The sequence below is a fragment of the Yersinia sp. 2540 StPb PI genome, assembly GCF_052217165.1.
In the GTDB taxonomy this organism is placed as follows: Bacteria; Pseudomonadota; Gammaproteobacteria; order Enterobacterales; family Enterobacteriaceae; genus Yersinia; species Yersinia enterocolitica_E.
Genome location: NZ_JAZGQC010000001.1, coordinates 5098657 through 5116266, shown reverse-complemented (window position 1 = coordinate 5116266; position 17610 = coordinate 5098657). Strand labels below are relative to the sequence as shown.

Here is a 17610-nt window from a genome sequence, read left to right as displayed (position 1 = left end):
CAATAAGAAGATCGCTCAGGCGGTCTTTTTTCTTACTTATTGTTCGTATGTTTACTGGTTTTTGCGAGATTTTATGTATAACAATATATATAACAAGCAATAAAAAAGGCGCTAACCAATCAAGGGTAACGCCTTTTTAAACAACAAGTTAACTGACTAGTATCAGTTCATGCCGTATTTTTTCAATTTCTTACGTAGCGTACCACGGTTGATGCCCATCATCAGGGCAGCACGGGTTTGGTTGCCACGGGTGTATTGCATCACCATGTCCAACAATGGCTGTTCAACTTCAGCCAGTACCAACTCATACAGGTCACTCACATCCTGACCATTCAGTTGAGCAAAATAGTTCTTCAGTGCTTGTTTAACCGAGTCACGCAAAGGCTTTTGAGTCACCTGATCTTGTGAATTTACGGTTGCAACGGTCAGTACGTCAGAATTTACGCGTTGTTCGAACATAGTTCTGTCAGCTCTTTTTTCTGTTTACGCAAGATTTTCGAAATATGCCTCCAACGCCTCCAGCTGTTCGCTGGCATCCTCAATGGCGTTGAATGTGCGCCGAAACTGGTCGTTAGGGGCGTGCTCCTGGAGATACCAAGAGACGTGCTTACGTGCAATACGAAATCCCTTGCCTGGACCATAAAAGTCGTGCAATTCCCGTATATGCCCGTTTAACAAGCGCTGCACTTCGCCAAGTGGCATCGGTGGCAGCAGCTCCCCAGTGTCCAGATAATGCTGGATTTCCCGGAAGATCCAAGGTCTTCCCTGAGCGGCACGTCCTATCATCAGAGCATCAGCCCCAGTGTAGTCGAGCACCGCTCTGGCTTTATGCGGGTCAGTGATGTCGCCATTCGCGATAACGGGAATGGAAACAATCTGCTTAACTGCCCGAATGCTGTCGTATTCCGCCTCACCATTAAACAGGCAAGAACGGGTTCGGCCATGAATCGTCAGGGCTTGTATACCACAATTTTCGGCCAGTTGGGCAATTTCTATACAATTACGGTGTTCGGTCGACCAACCCGTCCTGATCTTCAGCGTTACTGGCGCATCTACCGCATTAACCACTGCGGAGAGGATTTGTTTAACCAAATCAGGATGTTGCAATAATGCAGAACCTGCCAGCTTGCGATTCACTTTCTTGGCCGGACATCCCATATTGATATCGATGATTTGTGCACCATTAGCCACATTGATTCTGGCTGCTGCTGCCATCTCATCCGGGTCGTTACCGGCAATTTGCACGGTACGAATCCCAGGCTCATCGCTATGAACCATACGCAAACGCGACTTATCCGTCCGCCAGACCTCGGGATTCGAGGAGAGCATTTCAGATACCGTCATCCCAGCCCCCATGCCATGACATAGCGCTCTGAAGGGGCGGTCTGTTATACCAGCCATCGGGGCGGCAATCAGGCAATTTGTAAGCTGGAAGTGTCCAATACGCATAGACAAAGAATGACCACACTGTGTCCGTAAGGGCGCGTATATTACGCATTTTTGCGCCCAGATGAAAGGCCAAACTTTGACCAATTGATGAAAAAAGAGCGATAAAATACCCGCCAAGCTGTGCTAATTAATTATTTATCCATATATAACATGGTGTTAACTGAAATTGATTAATTTGTGCGCTTCAGGATTTTCTCCTAAACATCACAATTATCGACTAGTTATGCTACATCTGCCTGGTCGAAAGTGCTGATTTATTCATCAAATCAATGATAAAGCACAGATGGAAATGAGTCAGACCTCCCATTTTGATTAAAAAGAGAGTGTGGTCGATTGCCAGAAATGCTAACTCAGCAAGGGATGTGATGGCCCCCTGCTAAGGTTTAACCGCCCTGGCAGGGGCGTCGGTTTTTGCGCGTTTACCGCTTGATACCGGTAATACGGCACCACTCTTCTTTCTCTGCCACTGGATCGAGGGTGAACTTATCCTCGTAAGCCTGTGCGACGCCCTCCGCCTGGGTCGCCAGTACCCCGGACAGACCCAAATGACCGCCGGTTACCGGTAGTACACTAATCAGTGGCGCCAGTTCGCGCAAGGGACCTGCCAGAATATTGGCGACCACCACATCAGCAGATAAGTCTGCTGGCTGGTCTTTGGCGAGATACAGCTCCAGACGCTCTGAAACGCCGTTACGCTGTGCGTTATCACGACTGGCTTGAATGGCCTGCGGATCGATGTCGATGCCAATAGCGCGCGTTGCACCGAGTTTTAGCGCTGCAATTGCCAGGATGCCAGAGCCACAACCGAAGTCGATAACAGTTTTACCGTCCAGGCTGAGGCCATCGAGCCATTGCAGACACAATGCGGTGGTTGGATGGGTACCGGTACCAAATGCCAAACCGGGGTCCAGCATCACGTTGACCGCGGTTGGGTCCGGCACATCACGCCAGCTCGGGCAGATCCACAGGCGCTCACCGAAACGCATCGGATGGAAATTATCCATCCATTCACGTTCCCAATCCTTATCTTCCAACTGCTCAATCTTATGGATAAAGCCTTTACCGAGTTGCGGGTTGTATTCCAGCATGGCGATCACTGCGGCCATCTCCGTTTCAGCATCATACAGGCCAATCACATCAGTATCGCCCCACAGTCGAGTTTCGCCTGGTAGCGGCTCAAACACCGGATTATCGTGGGTATCCTGAAACGTAACTGACACCGCGCCACTTTCAATCAATGCGTCCCCAAGGGATTCGGCCTGATTGCCGGTGGTGTTTAATTTTAGTTGAATCCAAGGCATAACTTTTCTCTCAAAAGCTCAATCCCCTTCATCTTTCAAGTCGCAGGGGGGTTGGCTATGCTCACGCCACCCGAATCACTTGACTGTGTAAGCTCATCGGGATGCCCTCGCTTGCCGCCTTCCTGCATCTTGAAATCTATTGGGTATATAATTGAGCTGATATAAATTAATCGTTTCTAATCAGCGCTAACTACCACGGGCTGTCGCGCTCTAGCCCTGTCGCCAAACTGATTACCGATATAAAACGCCAGCAGATTAAGCACCAGCGACGGCACTATCGGGTGTAGGCCAGCTATCTTAATATTGAAACTGGCCAATACCGTATAGCATACCGCACCGACAATCATAGAGCTAAGGGCTCCGTGAGCATTGGCGCGCTCCCAGTACAGCCCCAGCACCAATGGCCAGAGGAATACCGCTTCCAGACCACCAAAGGCCAAAAGATTCAGCCAGATAATCATTTCCGGCGGCCGCCAGGCAGCAAGTAACAGTAACAGCCCCAGAATAAGCGTCGATAAGCTGGAAATACGCGCCAACTTGCGTTCATTCTTCAACTCTTCCGGCCACAGATTGAGATATAAATCTTTCACGATGGTTGCAGAAGATTGCAGCAACTGGGCATTGATGGTCGACATAATCGCCGCCATGGGTGCCGCCAGAAAGATCCCGGCAGCAAAGGGCGGTAACACGGTGATCATCAGTGTCGGGATCACCTGATCGGGGATCTTCAGGTCCGGCAGGATAGCCCGGCCCAATGCGCCAGCCAAATGCATGCCGAACATCAGGATGGCGACCACAATGGTGCCGATGATAATGCCACGATGTACCGCTTTGCTATCACGATACGAAATACAGCGCACGGCAGTATGTGGCAGGCCAATCACGCCAAAGCACACCAGGATCCAGAACGAGGCCATAAACGGCAAATCAAGGATCTTGTCACCACCTTGCGGTGAAACTAGCGCTGGATCAATATGTTGTAGTGTATCGACGGCTTTATGCAGCCCGCCTGCGGCATGGATCACTGCAACCAATAGCAAAATAGTGCCGATCAACATCACCAGCCCTTGCAAGGCATCGTTCAATACACTGGCGCGGAAACCACCAAAAGAGGTATATAACGCGATACTGATACCAAATATTAATAAGCCGGTATCGTAAGGAATGCCTGCCGCAGTTTCCAGCAAACGTGCACCACCAATAAATTGCACGGTCATGGCACCGACAAACGCCACCAACAAACTGATACTGGCCAGCCACACCAGCAATCGGCTCTGATAGCGGGCATACAGCATATCGTTGAGGGTTACAGCGTTATAGCGGCGCGCCAGAATGGCAAACTTCTTGCCCAGAACACCCAGCGACAGCCAGACCGCAGGTAACTGGATCATCGCTAATAACACCCAGCCAAGGCCATACTTATAGGCAGCACCCGGCCCGCCAATAAATGAACTGGCACTGATATAAGTGGCGGTCAGGGTCATTGCCAGTACGAATCCTCCCATCGAGCGATTGCCGATAAAGTATTCGTTTAGAAAACTTCCGGTTTTTTGGCGGGTATAGGCATAAATTGATAAGCCAAATACCATTGCCAGATAGCCCACTAATGGCAGGACAACATCAGTTTGCATTCTCATCCTCCAACGGAATATCGCGGAAGACGAAACGCACCATCAGAGCGCACAACACAATAAACACCAGTGGCAGTGCAATACAGGCGGCTTCAAACCAAACTGGCAAGCCACTCATACCAGGGATATTACCGGGCAAATACGCAGTCAATATCCAGCCCGCCAAATAAGCCAATGTTAAACCAAAGGCCCAGCGCGCTTCTTTGTGGGCTTGTATAAATCTTGTTTCCATAGTTCTCCCCATACCCTTCGTACTTGGTGCTACAGCGTTGTTAGCCGCTCTCACCCACCCGAATCACTGACGTGAGTCAGCTCATCGGGATGTGTTCGTTTGCTGCCTAGCTGTCACACCAATTACTGTGGGTAATAATACCTTCGTACTTGGCGCTACAGCGTTGTTAGCCGCTCTCACCCATCCGAATTAACTTATCGGATTTCATTAGATTGCCGCTTGACTACAACACCAATAACTTCAGATAGATAAGTCGAAATAAAGTCTCAAAAGAAAAAAGACCGGTGATTAACCGGCCTTGATATAAAAGACTAACAGCATGAAAGGCGAAATATCAGGTTTCTTGTAACCCGAGTTTCTTCTCCAGATAGTGGATATTGGTGCCACCGTGCTGGAAGTTTTCGTCGTTCATGATGCGCAGCTGTAACTCAACGTTAGTTTTGATACCGTCGATAATGAGTTCTGCCAGCGCATTTTTCATACGAGCAATCGCCACGTCACGGTTTTCACCGTAAGTGATCAGCTTGCCGATCATGGAGTCATAATATGGTGGCACAGTATAACCGGCGTAAATATGAGACTCCCAACGCACACCAAAACCGCCCGGCGCATGGAAACGGGTAATTTTACCCGGACTTGGCAGGAAGGTATTCGGGTCTTCGGCGTTGATCCGACATTCCACGGCGTGGCCGTGTACCTTCACTTCATCTTGTTTGATGGAGAGAGGTTGGCCCGCAGCGATACGCAGTTGTTCTTTGATCAAATCGACACCGGTGATCATTTCGGTAACCGGATGTTCAACCTGAATACGGGTGTTCATTTCAATGAAATAGAACTCGCCGTTTTCATACAGGAACTCGAAAGTCCCCGCACCACGATAGCCGATCTCTACACAGGCTTTCGCGCAGCGCTCACCGATATAACGGCGCAATTCGCTGGTGATGCCCGGTGCTGGTGCCTCTTCAACCACTTTCTGGTGGCGGCGCTGCATAGAACAGTCACGCTCAGCCAGATAGATAGCATTACCCTGACCGTCAGCCAAAATCTGAACTTCGATATGGCGTGGGTTCTCAAGGTATTTCTCCATATAAACCATGTCGTTATTGAAAGCCGCTTTGGCTTCCGCACGGGTCATGTTGATGGACTGCTCGAGATCTTTATCATGACGAACCACACGCATGCCACGACCACCACCACCGCCAGATGCCTTGATAATGACCGGGTAACCGATACGTTTGGCAAAGGCTTTATTCTTGGTAGTGTCGTCAGTCAATGGGCCGTCAGAGCCAGGTACGCAAGGTACACCAGCTTTCTTCATCGCGCTTATTGCTGAAACTTTATCACCCATCAGGCGAATAGTTTCGGCACGTGGGCCGATAAAGATGAAACCTGAACGTTCTACCTGTTCGGCAAAATCAGCATTTTCAGACAGGAAACCATAGCCGGGGTGAATAGCCACCGCGCCGGTGATCTCAGCCGCAGAAATGATTGCCGGGATGTTCAGATAGCTTTTAACAGAAGGTGCGGGACCAATACAAACAGTCTCGTCAGCCAATAACACATGTTTAAGATCACGATCCGCAGTAGAGTGAACTGCCACAGTTTTGATCCCCAGCTCTTTACAAGCTCGCAGGATACGCAGCGCAATCTCACCACGGTTAGCGATTACGATTTTATCAAGCATGGAACGCCTCGTTACTCGATGACGACAAGAGGCTCGTCGAATTCAACCGGCTGACCGTTTTCAACCAGAATGGCTTTTACAGTACCGGATTTATCTGCTTCGATTTGGTTCATCATTTTCATCGCTTCAACGATGCAAAGAGTGTCACCAGCAGAAACTTTCTGACCTACTTCAATGAAGGCTTTAGCATCCGGGCTCGGGGTGCGGTAGAAGGTACCGACCATTGGGGAGCGCACGATATGGCCACTGATTGCTGCTGGTGCAGCCGCTTCAGCAGGTGCTGGTGCAACGGCGGCAGCCAGTGCGGGCTGTTGCTGTGGTGCAGCAAAAGCATATGGCTGTTGCATCATTGGGTAGTTTGGTGCGGCGGGAGCACGACTGATACGTACTGACTCTTCGCCTTCTGAGATTTCCAGCTCTGAAATGCCGGACTCTTCAACCAGTTCGATCAGTTTCTTAATCTTACGAATATCCATGAGTGTGATTCCGTACTCTTTGTGTGTTGCATTAGTTGGATTTTGACAAGCGATTTACCGCTGCCTGTAAAGCAAAGTTGTAGCCATCTGCGCCAAGTCCACAGATTACGCCAACTGCAATATCAGAGAGATATGAATGATGACGGAAAGGCTCCCGGGCATGCACGTTAGATAAATGGATCTCGATAAACGGGATCTGTACACCTAACAATGCATCACGCAGTGCCACGCTGGTATGCGTAAACGCTGCTGGGTTGATCAGGATAAAATCGGTATTACCCCGTGCCTGATGAATTCTATCGATCAGCGCGTGTTCTGCATTTGACTGCAAATGAGACAACGCCACATCCAATCCCTGGGCTTGAGCCTCTAACTGACTGACAATCTCAGCCAATGTAGTGTAACCGTACTTTTCCGGTTCACGCGTTCCAAGCAGATTCAGGTTAGGGCCATTCAGAAGCAAAATGTGCAACTTATCCGACATTGTGCTGGTATCTCCGGCAATTAGTCCATCATCGTAAAAAATAACCTGATGTCACCGATTTGTCACCTTTTTACGACGAATTTGACACTGCGATCGGCACTAAGGTCGGGCATTATAATGATATCGTAGCAATTAGCAGCTAAATACTGGTCTTATCAGCGAAGATATTCAATAGAAAAGAGTGCGAACTGTGCGTTCAGCATTATTTATGACGGGGAGAATCATGATAAGTTCCGGCCACTAACGGCACCATTGCCGAAATTTTTTATAGCGTAGTGCCAGCAATATAACCGCCGCCACGGCGTAGATAATCGGCAGTGGCGAAAGCGTTTTCACCGACCAAAGATAATGAATTGGCGCAAGGATGGCGACAACATACACCAAATTATGCAGTTTTTGCCAGTTGGGTCCCATTTTCCGTTGCGCCCATAAGGTGGAGGTGGCGGCCAGTGATAGTAACAATAACCAACTGATAATTCCCAATGTCAGATAGGGGCGGGTGACCAGCTCGCGCCCCAGCAGGCCAATATTACTCAGCCCCAGTTCCAGCAAGGAGTAGCTGACTAAATGCAGGGTTCCCCAGGCAAAACACCATAAGCCTAATAACCGGCGGCAGCGGATCAACAGGGGCTGTTTACCATAACGCGCCAGCGGCGTGACCACTAAAGTGGCTAGCAATAGTTTCAGTGTCATGCGGCCGGTAAAATGCTGAATATCTTTGGCGGGGTCGGCACTGAGCCAACCCTGATTAACCGATAAAATAAGCCACAGCAAAGGCAGCGCTGCTGCCAGCCAGATAGCCACTTTTAACCCTTTAATCTGCCGTAGACTCAGGCGCATCAGAAATTCTCCCGCAGATCCAAGCCACGGTAGAGGGATGCAACTTGGTCCGCATAACCGTTGAACAGCAGAGTAGGTTGGCGCTGCACATCAAGGATACCGCCGGCGCCGATAAAGCGCTCAGTAGCTTGCGACCAACGCGGATGATCGACATGGGGATTCACATTGGCATAAAAACCATACTCGTTAGGCGCACTGAGGTTCCAAGTGGTGGGCGGCTGATCATGGGTCAGGCGAATATGAACGATAGATTTTATCCCTTTAAAACCATATTTCCACGGTGTGATAAGCCGCAGCGGGGCACCATTTTGCGGTGGCAGGGCTTTGCCATACACCCCCAGAGTCATAAAGGCGAGTGGATGCATAGCTTCATCCAGTCGTAAGCCTTCGACATACGGATATTTTAGCCCGCCACCAATAAAACGGTCTTCCTGTCCCGGCATCTGATCCGGTGCATACAGCGTTTGAAATGCGACATAGCGGGCATTACTGGTCGGTTCAACCAGCTTGAGCAGTTTCCCTAACTCAAAACCAATCCACGGCACCACCATGGACCAGGCTTCGACGCAGCGCATACGATAAATGCGTTCTTCCAGCGGGAAGCGTTTTATCAGGTCATCGATATCCAGTGTCATTGGTTTAGCCACATCACCGTCGATACGTATCTGCCAACCCTCAGTTTTTAGCGTGCCAGCATTGGCGGCGGGATCAGCTTTATCCAGACCAAATTCGTAGAAGTTATTGTAACCAGTCACTTTCTCTTCCGGTGTCATCGCCAGATCCGGGTGGTACACCGTTGATTTGGTAAACTCCAGTGGCTTACCTGAGGGCGCTTTAGGGCGATCATTGCCTTTAAACCATGCTAACAAGTCGGCCTGTGCCGCGGTGGGCAAGGCCAGTGACGCCGCCGTGATCCCCAACGCCTGCAACACCTTGCGGCGCTGATAGAAAATACTTTCTGGCGTGACGTCAGCTTCGGTCAGCTTGCGTGGTTTGGTACTGCTACCACGAAGACTATTTTTTGAATGAGAGAAAAAGTTGTGCATAGACCTACTCCATCGGGCAGGGGAGTCATACTGACCGTTATGGTATTAATCATGGCGGCTTATGGACACAAGTGCGAGGCTGCTGGGAAAAATATGAAATTTCTGAGAGCGGAGTGATAGGGCCGGGTGATAACAATATCCACCCGGTGACTTTTGCAAAATCAATAATTAGCGAACTTTAACCAACGTCCGGCCAGTGACTTCATTCGCCAGCAGGCGTGCGGCGATAGTTGGAGCATCTGCTAGTGTGATTGATTGTGATGCCTGCTGATAGAAGCTGTCAGGTAAGATTTTCAGCAGCCGCTGCCAGGCTTGCTGGCGGCGCGGTTGAGGTGTCATCACCGAATCCACGCCCTGCAAGCGCACGTTGCGCAGAATAAATGGCATCACGGTGGTGGGCAGAGTATAGCCACCCGCCAAGCCACAGGCGGCAACGGTGCTGTTGTAATTCATCTGTGCCAGCACTTTGGCCAGCAATTTGTCACCGACAGTATCGATTGCACCAGCCCACAACTGTTTTTCCAGTGGGCGCGACGCATCAAGATAATCATTGCGAGAGAGCACCCGATGCGCCCCGAGACTTTTCAAATAGTCACTGTTGCTGTCACGACCCGAGATCGCCGCAATCTGGTAACCGAGCGCCGACAGTAAGGCAATTGCGGTGCTACCTACGCCACCACTGGCACCGGTGACCACCACTTCGCCGCTTTCAGGGGTGACACCGCCGTCTTCCAAAGCCATGACGCACAACATGGCAGTGAACCCTGCGGTACCGATAATCATGGCTTTTCGGGGTTCCAATCCTTCAGGCATGGGGACCAGCCAGTCGCCATTAACACGCGCTTGCTCGGCTAAACCGCCCCAATGATTTTCGCCCACCCCCCAGCCGGTCAGTAACACTGACTGACCGATATGAAAACGTGGGTCTTCACTGCTGTGAACCGTGCCAGCAAAATCAATGCCCGGAACCATAGGGAATTCGCGGATAATCTTCCCTTTGCCGGTGATGGCTAGCGCGTCTTTATAATTCAGGCTGGACCAATTGACATCAACCGTGACATTACCGGCTGGCAATTGCGAGGGCGATATTTCACGCACTTCGGCGACAGTACGGCCTTCAATTTGCTCAAGTACAAGTGCTCGCATGTATCACTCTCCCGATATATTTTTCTGCAACGCCAATAACGTTGGGTATAAATAGTGTGGATAATTCAAAAAAGGGATGGGTTAAGAGTGAGCTAATATAGCGGTAACAGCAACCTTCGAGCCTGATCAAGAACAAAAATCAATTCATTGATTTTTATCATGGCTATCCTTTGAAGAGGGACTAATCGAACATCAGGGAAAGGGGCGAAAATATTGTGTTATTGTCGCATTATGAAGTAAAAAGTCAGTTTTATAGCCTATTTTTGTCATATAGTGTGCTCCTCAAGGGAAATGAGGGCTTTTCTTCACTTAATTGCGCTTCGCAAGGCTAAGGGATGCGATTTACAACCAAACTTTCTGCGTTTATGACGCTACTGGTCGTCTCGGCTATGTGCTTAGTGCTACTGGGTAGCACGGTAAGTTTCTTCTATTTGTGCCAGAAAAAAATGGAGCATCGTCTTCAAAGTATCGTGACAGCTTATGATCAGTCGCTTCTGCTGCAACCGGCGGATAAAGCGCGAGAGTGGCTGCCTATTATGATGCGAACAGTTGGTGTGGTGGAGCTCAGCATTCAGGATCAAGCCAACACGCTATATCATCTCAAGCTCCCTGCAATTTATACACCCTGGAATAGCGAAAGTAGGCACCGCAACCTGGTGGTACCGATGCTGCATCAACCCGGGGCTTCGATGCATTTCACCTATATTGACCCTTTGAGCAGCTACGCCCGCTCTCTTTACGCTGCGGCTATTTTATCGCTGGTGGTTGTGGTGATTGCCATGATGCTACTGCTAAGTTTTCGCTGGTTGCGTGATCAGACCGCAGGCCAGGAAAAACTGGAGCGCCGAGCGAGGCGTATTCTTAACGGCGAACGTGAATATGCTATCAGTAGCGACGGACATGAATGGCCGCCTTGCGCCAGTCGTGCCATTGATCGGCTATTGGCCGAATTGATAGAGGTGAGGGAGGAGCGTAACCGTGTTGATACACTGATTCGCGCTTTTGCCGCCCGAGATGCCAAAACCGGTCTCAGTAATCGCCAGTTTTTTGATAATCAACTGACTACCCAATTGGAGGAAGAGGGCGCCCATGGGGTAGTAATAATGGTGCAGTTGCCTGATTTTGATAGTTTAAATGATACGGATGACCATCAGCAGGTACAAGAACTGATGCATTCGTTGATTAACCTGCTTTCTTCTTTTGTTGCTCGTCATCCCTCTGCACTATTAGCGCGTTACCATCAGAGTGATATCGCGATTTTGCTGCCCCATAAGACGCTGAAAGATGCCGATGTTATGGCTGCCCAATTGGTTCATGCGGTCGGGGCGTTACCTGAACCCCATGTTATTGACCGCGAATCATTGCTGCATATGGGGATTGTGGCGTATCGCAGTGGTGAGTCCGTTGAACAGATTATGGATAATGCTGGACAAGCGACTAAAAATGCGGCGATGTATGGGGGGAATGGCTGGTATGTATTCGATACTCAAGTGTCAGAAAAAGGGCGTGGTAGTGTCAAATGGCGCACTTTGCTGGAGCAGACGCTGGCTAACGGCGGGCCAAGGCTTTATCAGAAGCCGGTGATTACTGTTGACGGTAAAATTCATCACCGTGAAATAATCAGCCGTATATATGATGGTGAGCAAGAGTTGTTGGCTGCTGAATTTACACCATTAGTGCAGTTGCTCGGTCTGGCTGAGCGTTATGACCGTCAAAAAATTGATCGGATAATTCCTTTATTAGCTTTATGGCCGGACGAAACTCTGGCATTTTCTATCTGCGTTGATTCATTATTGCAGCGTTCTTTCCAGCGTTGGCTGCGTGATACGCTCTTACAGTGCAGAACGTCTGATAGAAAGCGCATTATCTTTGAACTTGCAGAGGCAGATGTGTGTCAACATATCGACCAAATCCGTCCGATGATGCGTTTATTGCTCGGCGTGGGCTGCAAGGTGATGGTGTCGCAGGCCGGATTAACGGTTGTTAGCACCTCTTACATCAAATCACTGCGGGTTGAAATGATTAAACTTCATCCTGGGTTAGTAAGAAGCATTAATTTACGTTATGAAAATCAGTTGTTTGTGGAAAGTCTGACCGGTGCCAGTGCAGGGACGAATACAAAAGTTTTTGCCGCAGGAGTGCTTACCCGTGAAGAATGGCAAACGCTGAAGGATAAGGGGATTTATGGTGGACAGGGCAATTTTTTTGCTCCGCCAACACTTTTAAACCCCGGAAAGAAAAAATATTCGTATTAGGAGTATGTTTAGCCTGATCGTTGAGCAAAAATTAACGTAGAATGTGCCAGTCATTTCCGTAAATCGTTGGTGGGCGCTTACTTCCGACGAGAATCAGGTTAAATGTTAGATTTTATGTGCTGTGTTACGCCGGTCGTTACGCAGAATCTGTGTTGTGCCGAGGGTTTATTCAACCTTTTCAAGCGACATGGGTTCGTGATGGAACGAGATGTCAACAACGCAGCTACTTTTTCACCGAATCAGGACGTTTTTGCGCCTTGTCGCTGCTTCGTGTGGTTGGTAAAGTAGGCGGATTTTATTTTCCGCCCCCAGCTTGCAGGATTATCCTTTCGTTATGTTTAAGAAATTTCGTGGCATGTTTTCCAACGACTTGTCCATCGACTTGGGTACCGCCAATACCCTTATTTATGTTAAAGGACAAGGCATTGTACTGAATGAACCTTCAGTGGTTGCTATTCGCCAGGATCGTGCCGGTTCACCGAAGAGCGTTGCGGCTGTGGGCCATGATGCCAAACAGATGCTTGGGCGCACCCCCGGCAATATCGCAGCTATTCGCCCAATGAAAGACGGCGTTATTGCCGATTTCTTTGTTACCGAGAAAATGCTGCAACACTTTATCAAGCAGGTTCACAGCAACAGCTTTATGCGCCCAAGTCCGCGTGTATTGGTGTGCGTACCGGTCGGGGCTACTCAGGTTGAGCGCCGTGCGATCCGTGAATCCGCTCAGGGCGCTGGCGCTCGTGAAGTGTTTTTGATTGAAGAGCCTATGGCTGCGGCCATTGGTGCCGGGCTGCCGGTTTCTGAAGCAACCGGTTCGATGGTTGTGGATATTGGTGGCGGTACCACAGAAGTGGCCGTTATCTCTCTGAACGGCGTAGTTTACTCTTCTTCTGTCCGTATCGGTGGCGACCGCTTTGATGAAGCGATCATTAATTATGTGCGCCGTAACTACGGTTCATTGATTGGTGAAGCGACTGCCGAACGTATCAAGCACAGCATCGGTTCTGCTTATCCGGGTGATGAAGTTCTGGAAATTGAAGTGCGCGGTCGTAACCTTGCTGAAGGTGTACCTCGTGGCTTTACACTGAACTCCAATGAGATCCTTGAAGCGCTGCAAGAGCCGCTGACGGGTATCGTTAGCGCGGTAATGGTTGCGCTGGAACAGTGCCCGCCAGAATTGGCCTCTGACATCTCTGAACGCGGTATGGTGCTGACCGGTGGTGGCGCATTGCTGCGTAATCTGGACCGCCTGCTGATGGAAGAGACCGGTATTCCGGTAGTGGTGGCAGAAGATCCATTGACCTGCGTCGCTCGCGGCGGTGGCAAAGCGTTGGAAATGATCGACATGCATGGCGGCGATTTGTTCAGCGAAGAATAATAGTCAGCCAAAAAGGAGGAGAACTAGATCAGATGAATCGATATCCAGCTTACTCAACGTAAGAAGGATAAATTCGTCCGATTTAGCGCCTCCTTTTGTCGTCGAGGAATACGCATAATTTATGAAGCCGATTTTTAGCCGGGGTCCATCCCTGCAACTGCGACTGTTCTTTGCCGTTCTTGCAGCCATTGTTTTGGTTATCGCTGATAGCCGATTGGGCACGTTTGTCAAAATACGTACCTATATGGACACTGCCGTTAGCCCTTTCTATTTTCTGGCCAATGGGCCACGCAAAGTTCTCGACAACGTTTCTGAAACTCTGGCTACCCGTGAACAGCTAGAGTTGGAAAACCGTGCGTTACGCCAAGAGTTGTTGCTTAAAAATACTGACCTTCAGTTGCTCGGGCAATTTAAGCAGGAAAATAACCGCTTACGTGAATTGCTGGGTTCTCCTTTGCGTCAGGATGAACAAAAAATGGTCACGCAGGTGATGTCCAGCGGGACAGATCCTTACAGTGATCAGGTGGTTATCGATAAAGGTTCTAACAACGGGGTATACGAAGGCCAGCCGGTTATTAGTGACCGGGGTGTGGTCGGCCAGGTTGTCGCGGTGAGTAAACTAACCAGCCGTGTATTATTAATTTGTGATGCCTCCCATGCGCTACCTATTCAGGTGCTGCGCAATGATATTCGTGTGATTGCCGCAGGGAGTGGCTGTACCGATGATTTATTACTAGAGCATTTACCCAGCAATACAGATATTCGCGTGGGTGATGTATTAGTGACATCCGGGTTAGGTGGACGTTTCCCTGAAGGTTATCCGGTCGCGGTGGTCTCTTCTGTCAAAGTTGATAATCAGCGGGCTTATACCGTGATTCAGGCTCGACCAACCGCTGATTTACAGCGCCTACGCTACTTGTTGTTATTGTGGGGGGCCGACCGTAATGGCGAGATGCCATTGCCGCCAAATGAAGTTCGCCGCGTAGCCAATGAACGACTGGCTCCGATGATGTCACAAGTGCTGCCTGCCGCAGATGCTATGGGGCCACCGGCACCATCGGCCGCTACAACCGCCACACCAACAGCAGTGACTGCACCGGGAGTATCGCCATGAACCGTTACAGCAGCAATGGCCGTTGGGTTATCTGGTTATCCTTCCTGATTGCCATGGTGCTGCAAATTATGCCGTGGCCGGAACAGATTTATATGTTCCGACCGTCATGGCTGGCATTGGTATTAATTTATTGGGTGATGGCATTACCCCACCGTGTGAATGTTGGCACTGGCTTTGTTCTCGGGCTGATTATGGATCTTATTTTGGGTTCAACACTTGGGGTCCGGGCGCTGGCACTCAGTATTATTGCTTATCTGGTCGCTTTTAAGTTTCAACTATTCCGCAATATGGCACTGTGGCAGCAGGCACTCATCGTGATGCTGCTTTCGCTTACCATGGATGTCGTGGTGTTCTGGTCTGAGTTTTTAGTGATTAATGTTTCATTCCGCCCAGAAGTATTCTGGAGTAGTGTAGTTAACGGTATTTTGTGGCCTTGGCTATTTTTGTTAATGCGTAAAATTCGCCGCCAATTTGCGGTGCAATAAGGACTTAAGACCCATGACTGCCCTGTATCTTGCCTCTGGCTCTCCGCGTCGCCGTGAATTACTGGCCCTGCTTGATGTCCCTTTTGAGGTACTGAAAACCGAGGTCGAAGAGCAACGCCATCCAGATGAAAGTGCGCAAGAGTATGTCCGGCGCTTAGCGTTGGAGAAAGCTCAGGCTGGGGTGAAGGTCGCACCACAGGATCTGCCGGTATTAGGGGCCGATACCATCGTGGTGTTAAATGGGCAAGTTTTAGAAAAACCACGGGATAAAGCCGATGCGCAGCGAATATTGAATGCGCTGTCCGGTCAGCAACATCAGGTGATTACTGCGGTGTCTCTGGCTGATCGGCAAGATGTGTTATCTGCCATGGTGGTGACAGATGTGACATTTCGTGTGTTATCCCAGTTGGAAATCAGTGACTATATTGCTACCGGTGAACCCATGGACAAAGCGGGCGCTTACGGTATTCAGGGGAAAGGTGGTTGTTTCGTCAGAACTATTACCGGCAGTTACCATGCCGTAGTGGGGCTGCCGTTGGTAGAAACCCATGAATTACTAAGTAATTTCATTGCGCTACGTAATGTGAGAGGAATACATGACAGCTGAATTACTGGTCAATATCACACCGTCTGAAACGCGAGTTGCCTACATTGATGGTGGCATCTTGCAAGAAATACACATTGAGCGAGAAGCGAAAAGAGGGATCGTCGGTAATATCTACAAAGGTCGTGTCAGCCGGGTTTTACCGGGTATGCAAGCGGCGTTTGTCGATATTGGTCTGGATAAGGCCGCCTTCCTCCATGCCTCCGATATCATGCCCCACACCGAATGCGTGGCCGGGGATGAACAGAAAAATTTCAATGTGCGCGATATCGCTGAACTGGTGCGCCAGGGGCAGGATTTAATGGTGCAGGTGGTGAAAGACCCCCTCGGCACTAAAGGCGCACGTTTGACCACGGATATCACTCTACCTTCTCGCTATCTGGTACTCATGCCAGGAGCGGCCCATGTTGGGGTGTCGCAGCGAATTGAAAGTGAAGTCGAACGCGAACGCCTGAAAAAAACCGTGGCGGCTTACTGCGATGAACAGGGCGGTTTTATTATCCGTACTGCCGCTGAAGGAATTGGCGAAGAAGAGCTATCAGCCGATGCTGCCTTCCTCAAACGCCTGTGGACTAAAGTCCAGGAGAGGAAGAAACGCAATATCACCAAATATAAGTTGTATGGCGAGATGGCACTGGCGCAACGCGTACTGCGTGATTTTGCCGGTGCGGCACTGGATAAAATCCGAATCGACTCCAAGCTGACTTATGACCTGCTGGTGGAATTTACCAGCGAATACATTCCTGAAATGACCGCAAAGCTGGATTTGTACTCGGGCAAACAGCCGATTTTCGATCTTTACGATGTCGAAAATGAAATCCAGCGCTCATTGGAACGTAAAGTTGAGCTAAAATCAGGTGGTTACCTGATTATTGATCAAACTGAAGCCATGACCACCGTGGATATCAACACCGGTGCTTTTGTGGGGCATCGTAATCTCGACGAGACTATTTTCAATACCAATATTGAAGCCACTCAGGCCATTGCCCGCCAGCTACGCATGCGTAATTTGGGGGGGATTATCATTATTGATTTCATTGATATGAGTAATGAAGAGCATCGTCGTCGTGTATTGCATTCATTAGAACAGGCATTGAGTAAAGATCGGGTAAAAACCAGTATTAACGGTTTCTCTCAGCTAGGCTTAGTCGAAATGACCCGCAAACGCACGCGGGAGAGCATCGAGCATGTTTTATGCAACGAATGTCCAACCTGCCGTGGTCGTGGCACCGTTAAATCGGTAGAAACCGTGTGCTATGAGATATTGCGTGAAATTGTCCGAGTTCACCACGCTTACGATTCTGATCGCTTCCTGGTCTATGCGTCTCCAGCGGTAGGAGAAGCACTGAAAGGTGAGGAGTCACATGCTCTGGCTGAAGTGGAGATCTTCGTCGGCAAGCAGGTCAAAGTGCAGATTGAACCACTGTATAACCAAGAACAGTTTGATGTGGTGATGATGTAAGATTTCCCGCTGCCACACTTGCA

17 protein-coding genes are annotated in these 17610 nt (G+C 49.6%); 6 read left to right on the top strand and 11 right to left on the bottom strand.

Annotation, left to right across the window (positions count from 1 at the left end; genetic code table 11):
* Positions 1–162 precede the first annotated feature (162 nt).
* The 11 genes from fis to acuI form a co-directional block, all read right to left on the bottom strand.
* Positions 163–459, bottom strand: coding sequence for a DNA-binding transcriptional regulator Fis (gene fis, locus V1956_RS23815; protein WP_002210061.1), 297 nt, complete (start codon positions 457–459; stop codon positions 163–165).
* A gap of 24 nt (positions 460–483) precedes the next feature.
* Entirely contained in the window at positions 484–1449 is a 966-nt protein-coding gene (gene dusB, locus V1956_RS23810; protein WP_083162177.1) for a tRNA dihydrouridine synthase DusB, read from the bottom strand.
* A 419-nt stretch (positions 1450–1868) separates the two neighbouring features.
* Positions 1869–2750 carry a 50S ribosomal protein L11 methyltransferase gene (gene prmA, locus V1956_RS23805; protein ID WP_372560386.1) on the bottom strand — a complete coding sequence of 294 codons (882 nt, stop codon included), beginning with the start codon at positions 2748–2750 and terminating at the stop codon, positions 1869–1871.
* Between the two features lie 176 nt (positions 2751–2926).
* A complete protein-coding gene (panF, locus tag V1956_RS23800; RefSeq protein ID WP_372560387.1) occupies positions 2927–4381 on the bottom strand; it encodes a sodium/pantothenate symporter in 1455 nt (484 codons plus the stop codon).
* Positions 4371–4613 carry a YhdT family protein gene (locus V1956_RS23795; RefSeq protein ID WP_372560388.1) on the bottom strand — a complete coding sequence of 81 codons (243 nt, stop codon included), beginning with the start codon at positions 4611–4613 and terminating at the stop codon, positions 4371–4373. The genes panF and V1956_RS23795 overlap by 11 nt, the downstream gene beginning before the upstream one ends.
* Before the next feature lie 334 nt (positions 4614–4947).
* On the bottom strand, positions 4948–6297 hold the full coding sequence (accC, locus tag V1956_RS23790) for an acetyl-CoA carboxylase biotin carboxylase subunit (RefSeq protein ID WP_083162186.1): 1350 nt from the start codon (positions 6295–6297) through the stop codon (positions 4948–4950).
* An 11-nt stretch (positions 6298–6308) separates the two neighbouring features.
* Positions 6309–6773 carry an acetyl-CoA carboxylase biotin carboxyl carrier protein gene (gene accB, locus V1956_RS23785; RefSeq protein ID WP_004701474.1) on the bottom strand — a complete coding sequence of 155 codons (465 nt, stop codon included), beginning with the start codon at positions 6771–6773 and terminating at the stop codon, positions 6309–6311.
* A 31-nt stretch (positions 6774–6804) separates the two neighbouring features.
* Positions 6805–7257, bottom strand: coding sequence for a type II 3-dehydroquinate dehydratase (gene aroQ, locus V1956_RS23780; RefSeq protein ID WP_083162188.1), 453 nt, complete (start codon positions 7255–7257; stop codon positions 6805–6807).
* Positions 7258–7497: 240 nt separating this feature from the next.
* Positions 7498–8097 carry a protein-methionine-sulfoxide reductase heme-binding subunit MsrQ gene (gene msrQ / locus V1956_RS23775; protein WP_372560389.1) on the bottom strand — a complete coding sequence of 200 codons (600 nt, stop codon included), beginning with the start codon at positions 8095–8097 and terminating at the stop codon, positions 7498–7500.
* The gene (msrP, locus tag V1956_RS23770; protein WP_420074348.1) at positions 8097–9143 is read right to left on the bottom strand and encodes a protein-methionine-sulfoxide reductase catalytic subunit MsrP; all 1047 of its coding nucleotides are present in this window, start codon (positions 9141–9143) and stop codon (positions 8097–8099) included. Before msrP ends, msrQ begins: the two co-directional genes overlap by 1 nt.
* A 168-nt stretch (positions 9144–9311) precedes the next feature.
* Entirely contained in the window at positions 9312–10289 is a 978-nt protein-coding gene (gene acuI / locus V1956_RS23765; RefSeq protein WP_372569711.1) for an acrylyl-CoA reductase (NADPH), read from the bottom strand.
* Positions 10290–10624: 335 nt separating this feature from the next.
* On the opposite strand from acuI, the gene csrD reads away from it, so the two are divergent.
* The 6 genes from csrD (at position 10625) to rng (ending at position 17587) form a co-directional block, all read left to right on the top strand.
* Entirely contained in the window at positions 10625–12544 is a 1920-nt protein-coding gene (csrD, locus tag V1956_RS23760) for an RNase E specificity factor CsrD (RefSeq protein ID WP_372560392.1), read from the top strand.
* 334 nt (positions 12545–12878) lie between these two features.
* A complete protein-coding gene (gene mreB, locus V1956_RS23755) occupies positions 12879–13922 on the top strand; it encodes a rod shape-determining protein MreB (protein WP_002228205.1) in 1044 nt (347 codons plus the stop codon).
* A gap of 121 nt (positions 13923–14043) precedes the next feature.
* Positions 14044–15036 carry a rod shape-determining protein MreC gene (gene mreC, locus V1956_RS23750; protein WP_372560393.1) on the top strand — a complete coding sequence of 331 codons (993 nt, stop codon included), beginning with the start codon at positions 14044–14046 and terminating at the stop codon, positions 15034–15036.
* On the top strand, positions 15033–15521 hold the full coding sequence (gene mreD, locus V1956_RS23745; protein WP_032814839.1) for a rod shape-determining protein MreD: 489 nt from the start codon (positions 15033–15035) through the stop codon (positions 15519–15521). The genes mreC and mreD overlap by 4 nt, the downstream gene beginning before the upstream one ends.
* 13 nt (positions 15522–15534) lie before the next feature.
* On the top strand, positions 15535–16128 hold the full coding sequence (locus V1956_RS23740; protein ID WP_372560394.1) for a Maf family protein: 594 nt from the start codon (positions 15535–15537) through the stop codon (positions 16126–16128).
* The gene (rng, locus tag V1956_RS23735; RefSeq protein ID WP_102970524.1) at positions 16118–17587 is read left to right on the top strand and encodes a ribonuclease G; all 1470 of its coding nucleotides are present in this window, start codon (positions 16118–16120) and stop codon (positions 17585–17587) included. Before V1956_RS23740 ends, rng begins: the two co-directional genes overlap by 11 nt.
* Positions 17588–17610: the final 23 nt, after the last annotated feature.

Excerpts from the sequence above, each read along its gene's own strand:
- fis (WP_002210061.1), bottom strand. The coding sequence starts at position 459 with ATGTTCGAACAACGCGTAAATTCTGACGTACTGACCGTTGCAACCGTA.
- dusB (WP_083162177.1), bottom strand. The coding sequence starts at position 1,449 with ATGCGTATTGGACACTTCCAGCTTACAAATTGCCTGATTGCCGCCCCG.
- prmA (WP_372560386.1), bottom strand. The coding sequence starts at position 2,750 with ATGCCTTGGATTCAACTAAAATTAAACACCACCGGCAATCAGGCCGAA.
- panF (WP_372560387.1), bottom strand. The coding sequence starts at position 4,381 with ATGCAAACTGATGTTGTCCTGCCATTAGTGGGCTATCTGGCAATGGTA.
- V1956_RS23795 (WP_372560388.1), bottom strand. The coding sequence starts at position 4,613 with ATGGAAACAAGATTTATACAAGCCCACAAAGAAGCGCGCTGGGCCTTT.
- accC (WP_083162186.1), bottom strand. The coding sequence starts at position 6,297 with ATGCTTGATAAAATCGTAATCGCTAACCGTGGTGAGATTGCGCTGCGT.
- accB (WP_004701474.1), bottom strand. The coding sequence starts at position 6,773 with ATGGATATTCGTAAGATTAAGAAACTGATCGAACTGGTTGAAGAGTCC.
- aroQ (WP_083162188.1), bottom strand. The coding sequence starts at position 7,257 with ATGTCGGATAAGTTGCACATTTTGCTTCTGAATGGCCCTAACCTGAAT.
- msrQ (WP_372560389.1), bottom strand. The coding sequence starts at position 8,097 with ATGCGCCTGAGTCTACGGCAGATTAAAGGGTTAAAAGTGGCTATCTGG.
- msrP (WP_420074348.1), bottom strand. The coding sequence starts at position 9,143 with ATGCACAACTTTTTCTCTCATTCAAAAAATAGTCTTCGTGGTAGCAGT.
- acuI (WP_372569711.1), bottom strand. The coding sequence starts at position 10,289 with ATGCGAGCACTTGTACTTGAGCAAATTGAAGGCCGTACTGTCGCCGAA.
- csrD (WP_372560392.1), top strand. The coding sequence starts at position 10,625 with ATGCGATTTACAACCAAACTTTCTGCGTTTATGACGCTACTGGTCGTC.
- mreB (WP_002228205.1), top strand. The coding sequence starts at position 12,879 with ATGTTTAAGAAATTTCGTGGCATGTTTTCCAACGACTTGTCCATCGAC.
- mreC (WP_372560393.1), top strand. The coding sequence starts at position 14,044 with ATGAAGCCGATTTTTAGCCGGGGTCCATCCCTGCAACTGCGACTGTTC.
- mreD (WP_032814839.1), top strand. The coding sequence starts at position 15,033 with ATGAACCGTTACAGCAGCAATGGCCGTTGGGTTATCTGGTTATCCTTC.
- V1956_RS23740 (WP_372560394.1), top strand. The coding sequence starts at position 15,535 with ATGACTGCCCTGTATCTTGCCTCTGGCTCTCCGCGTCGCCGTGAATTA.
- rng (WP_102970524.1), top strand. The coding sequence starts at position 16,118 with ATGACAGCTGAATTACTGGTCAATATCACACCGTCTGAAACGCGAGTT.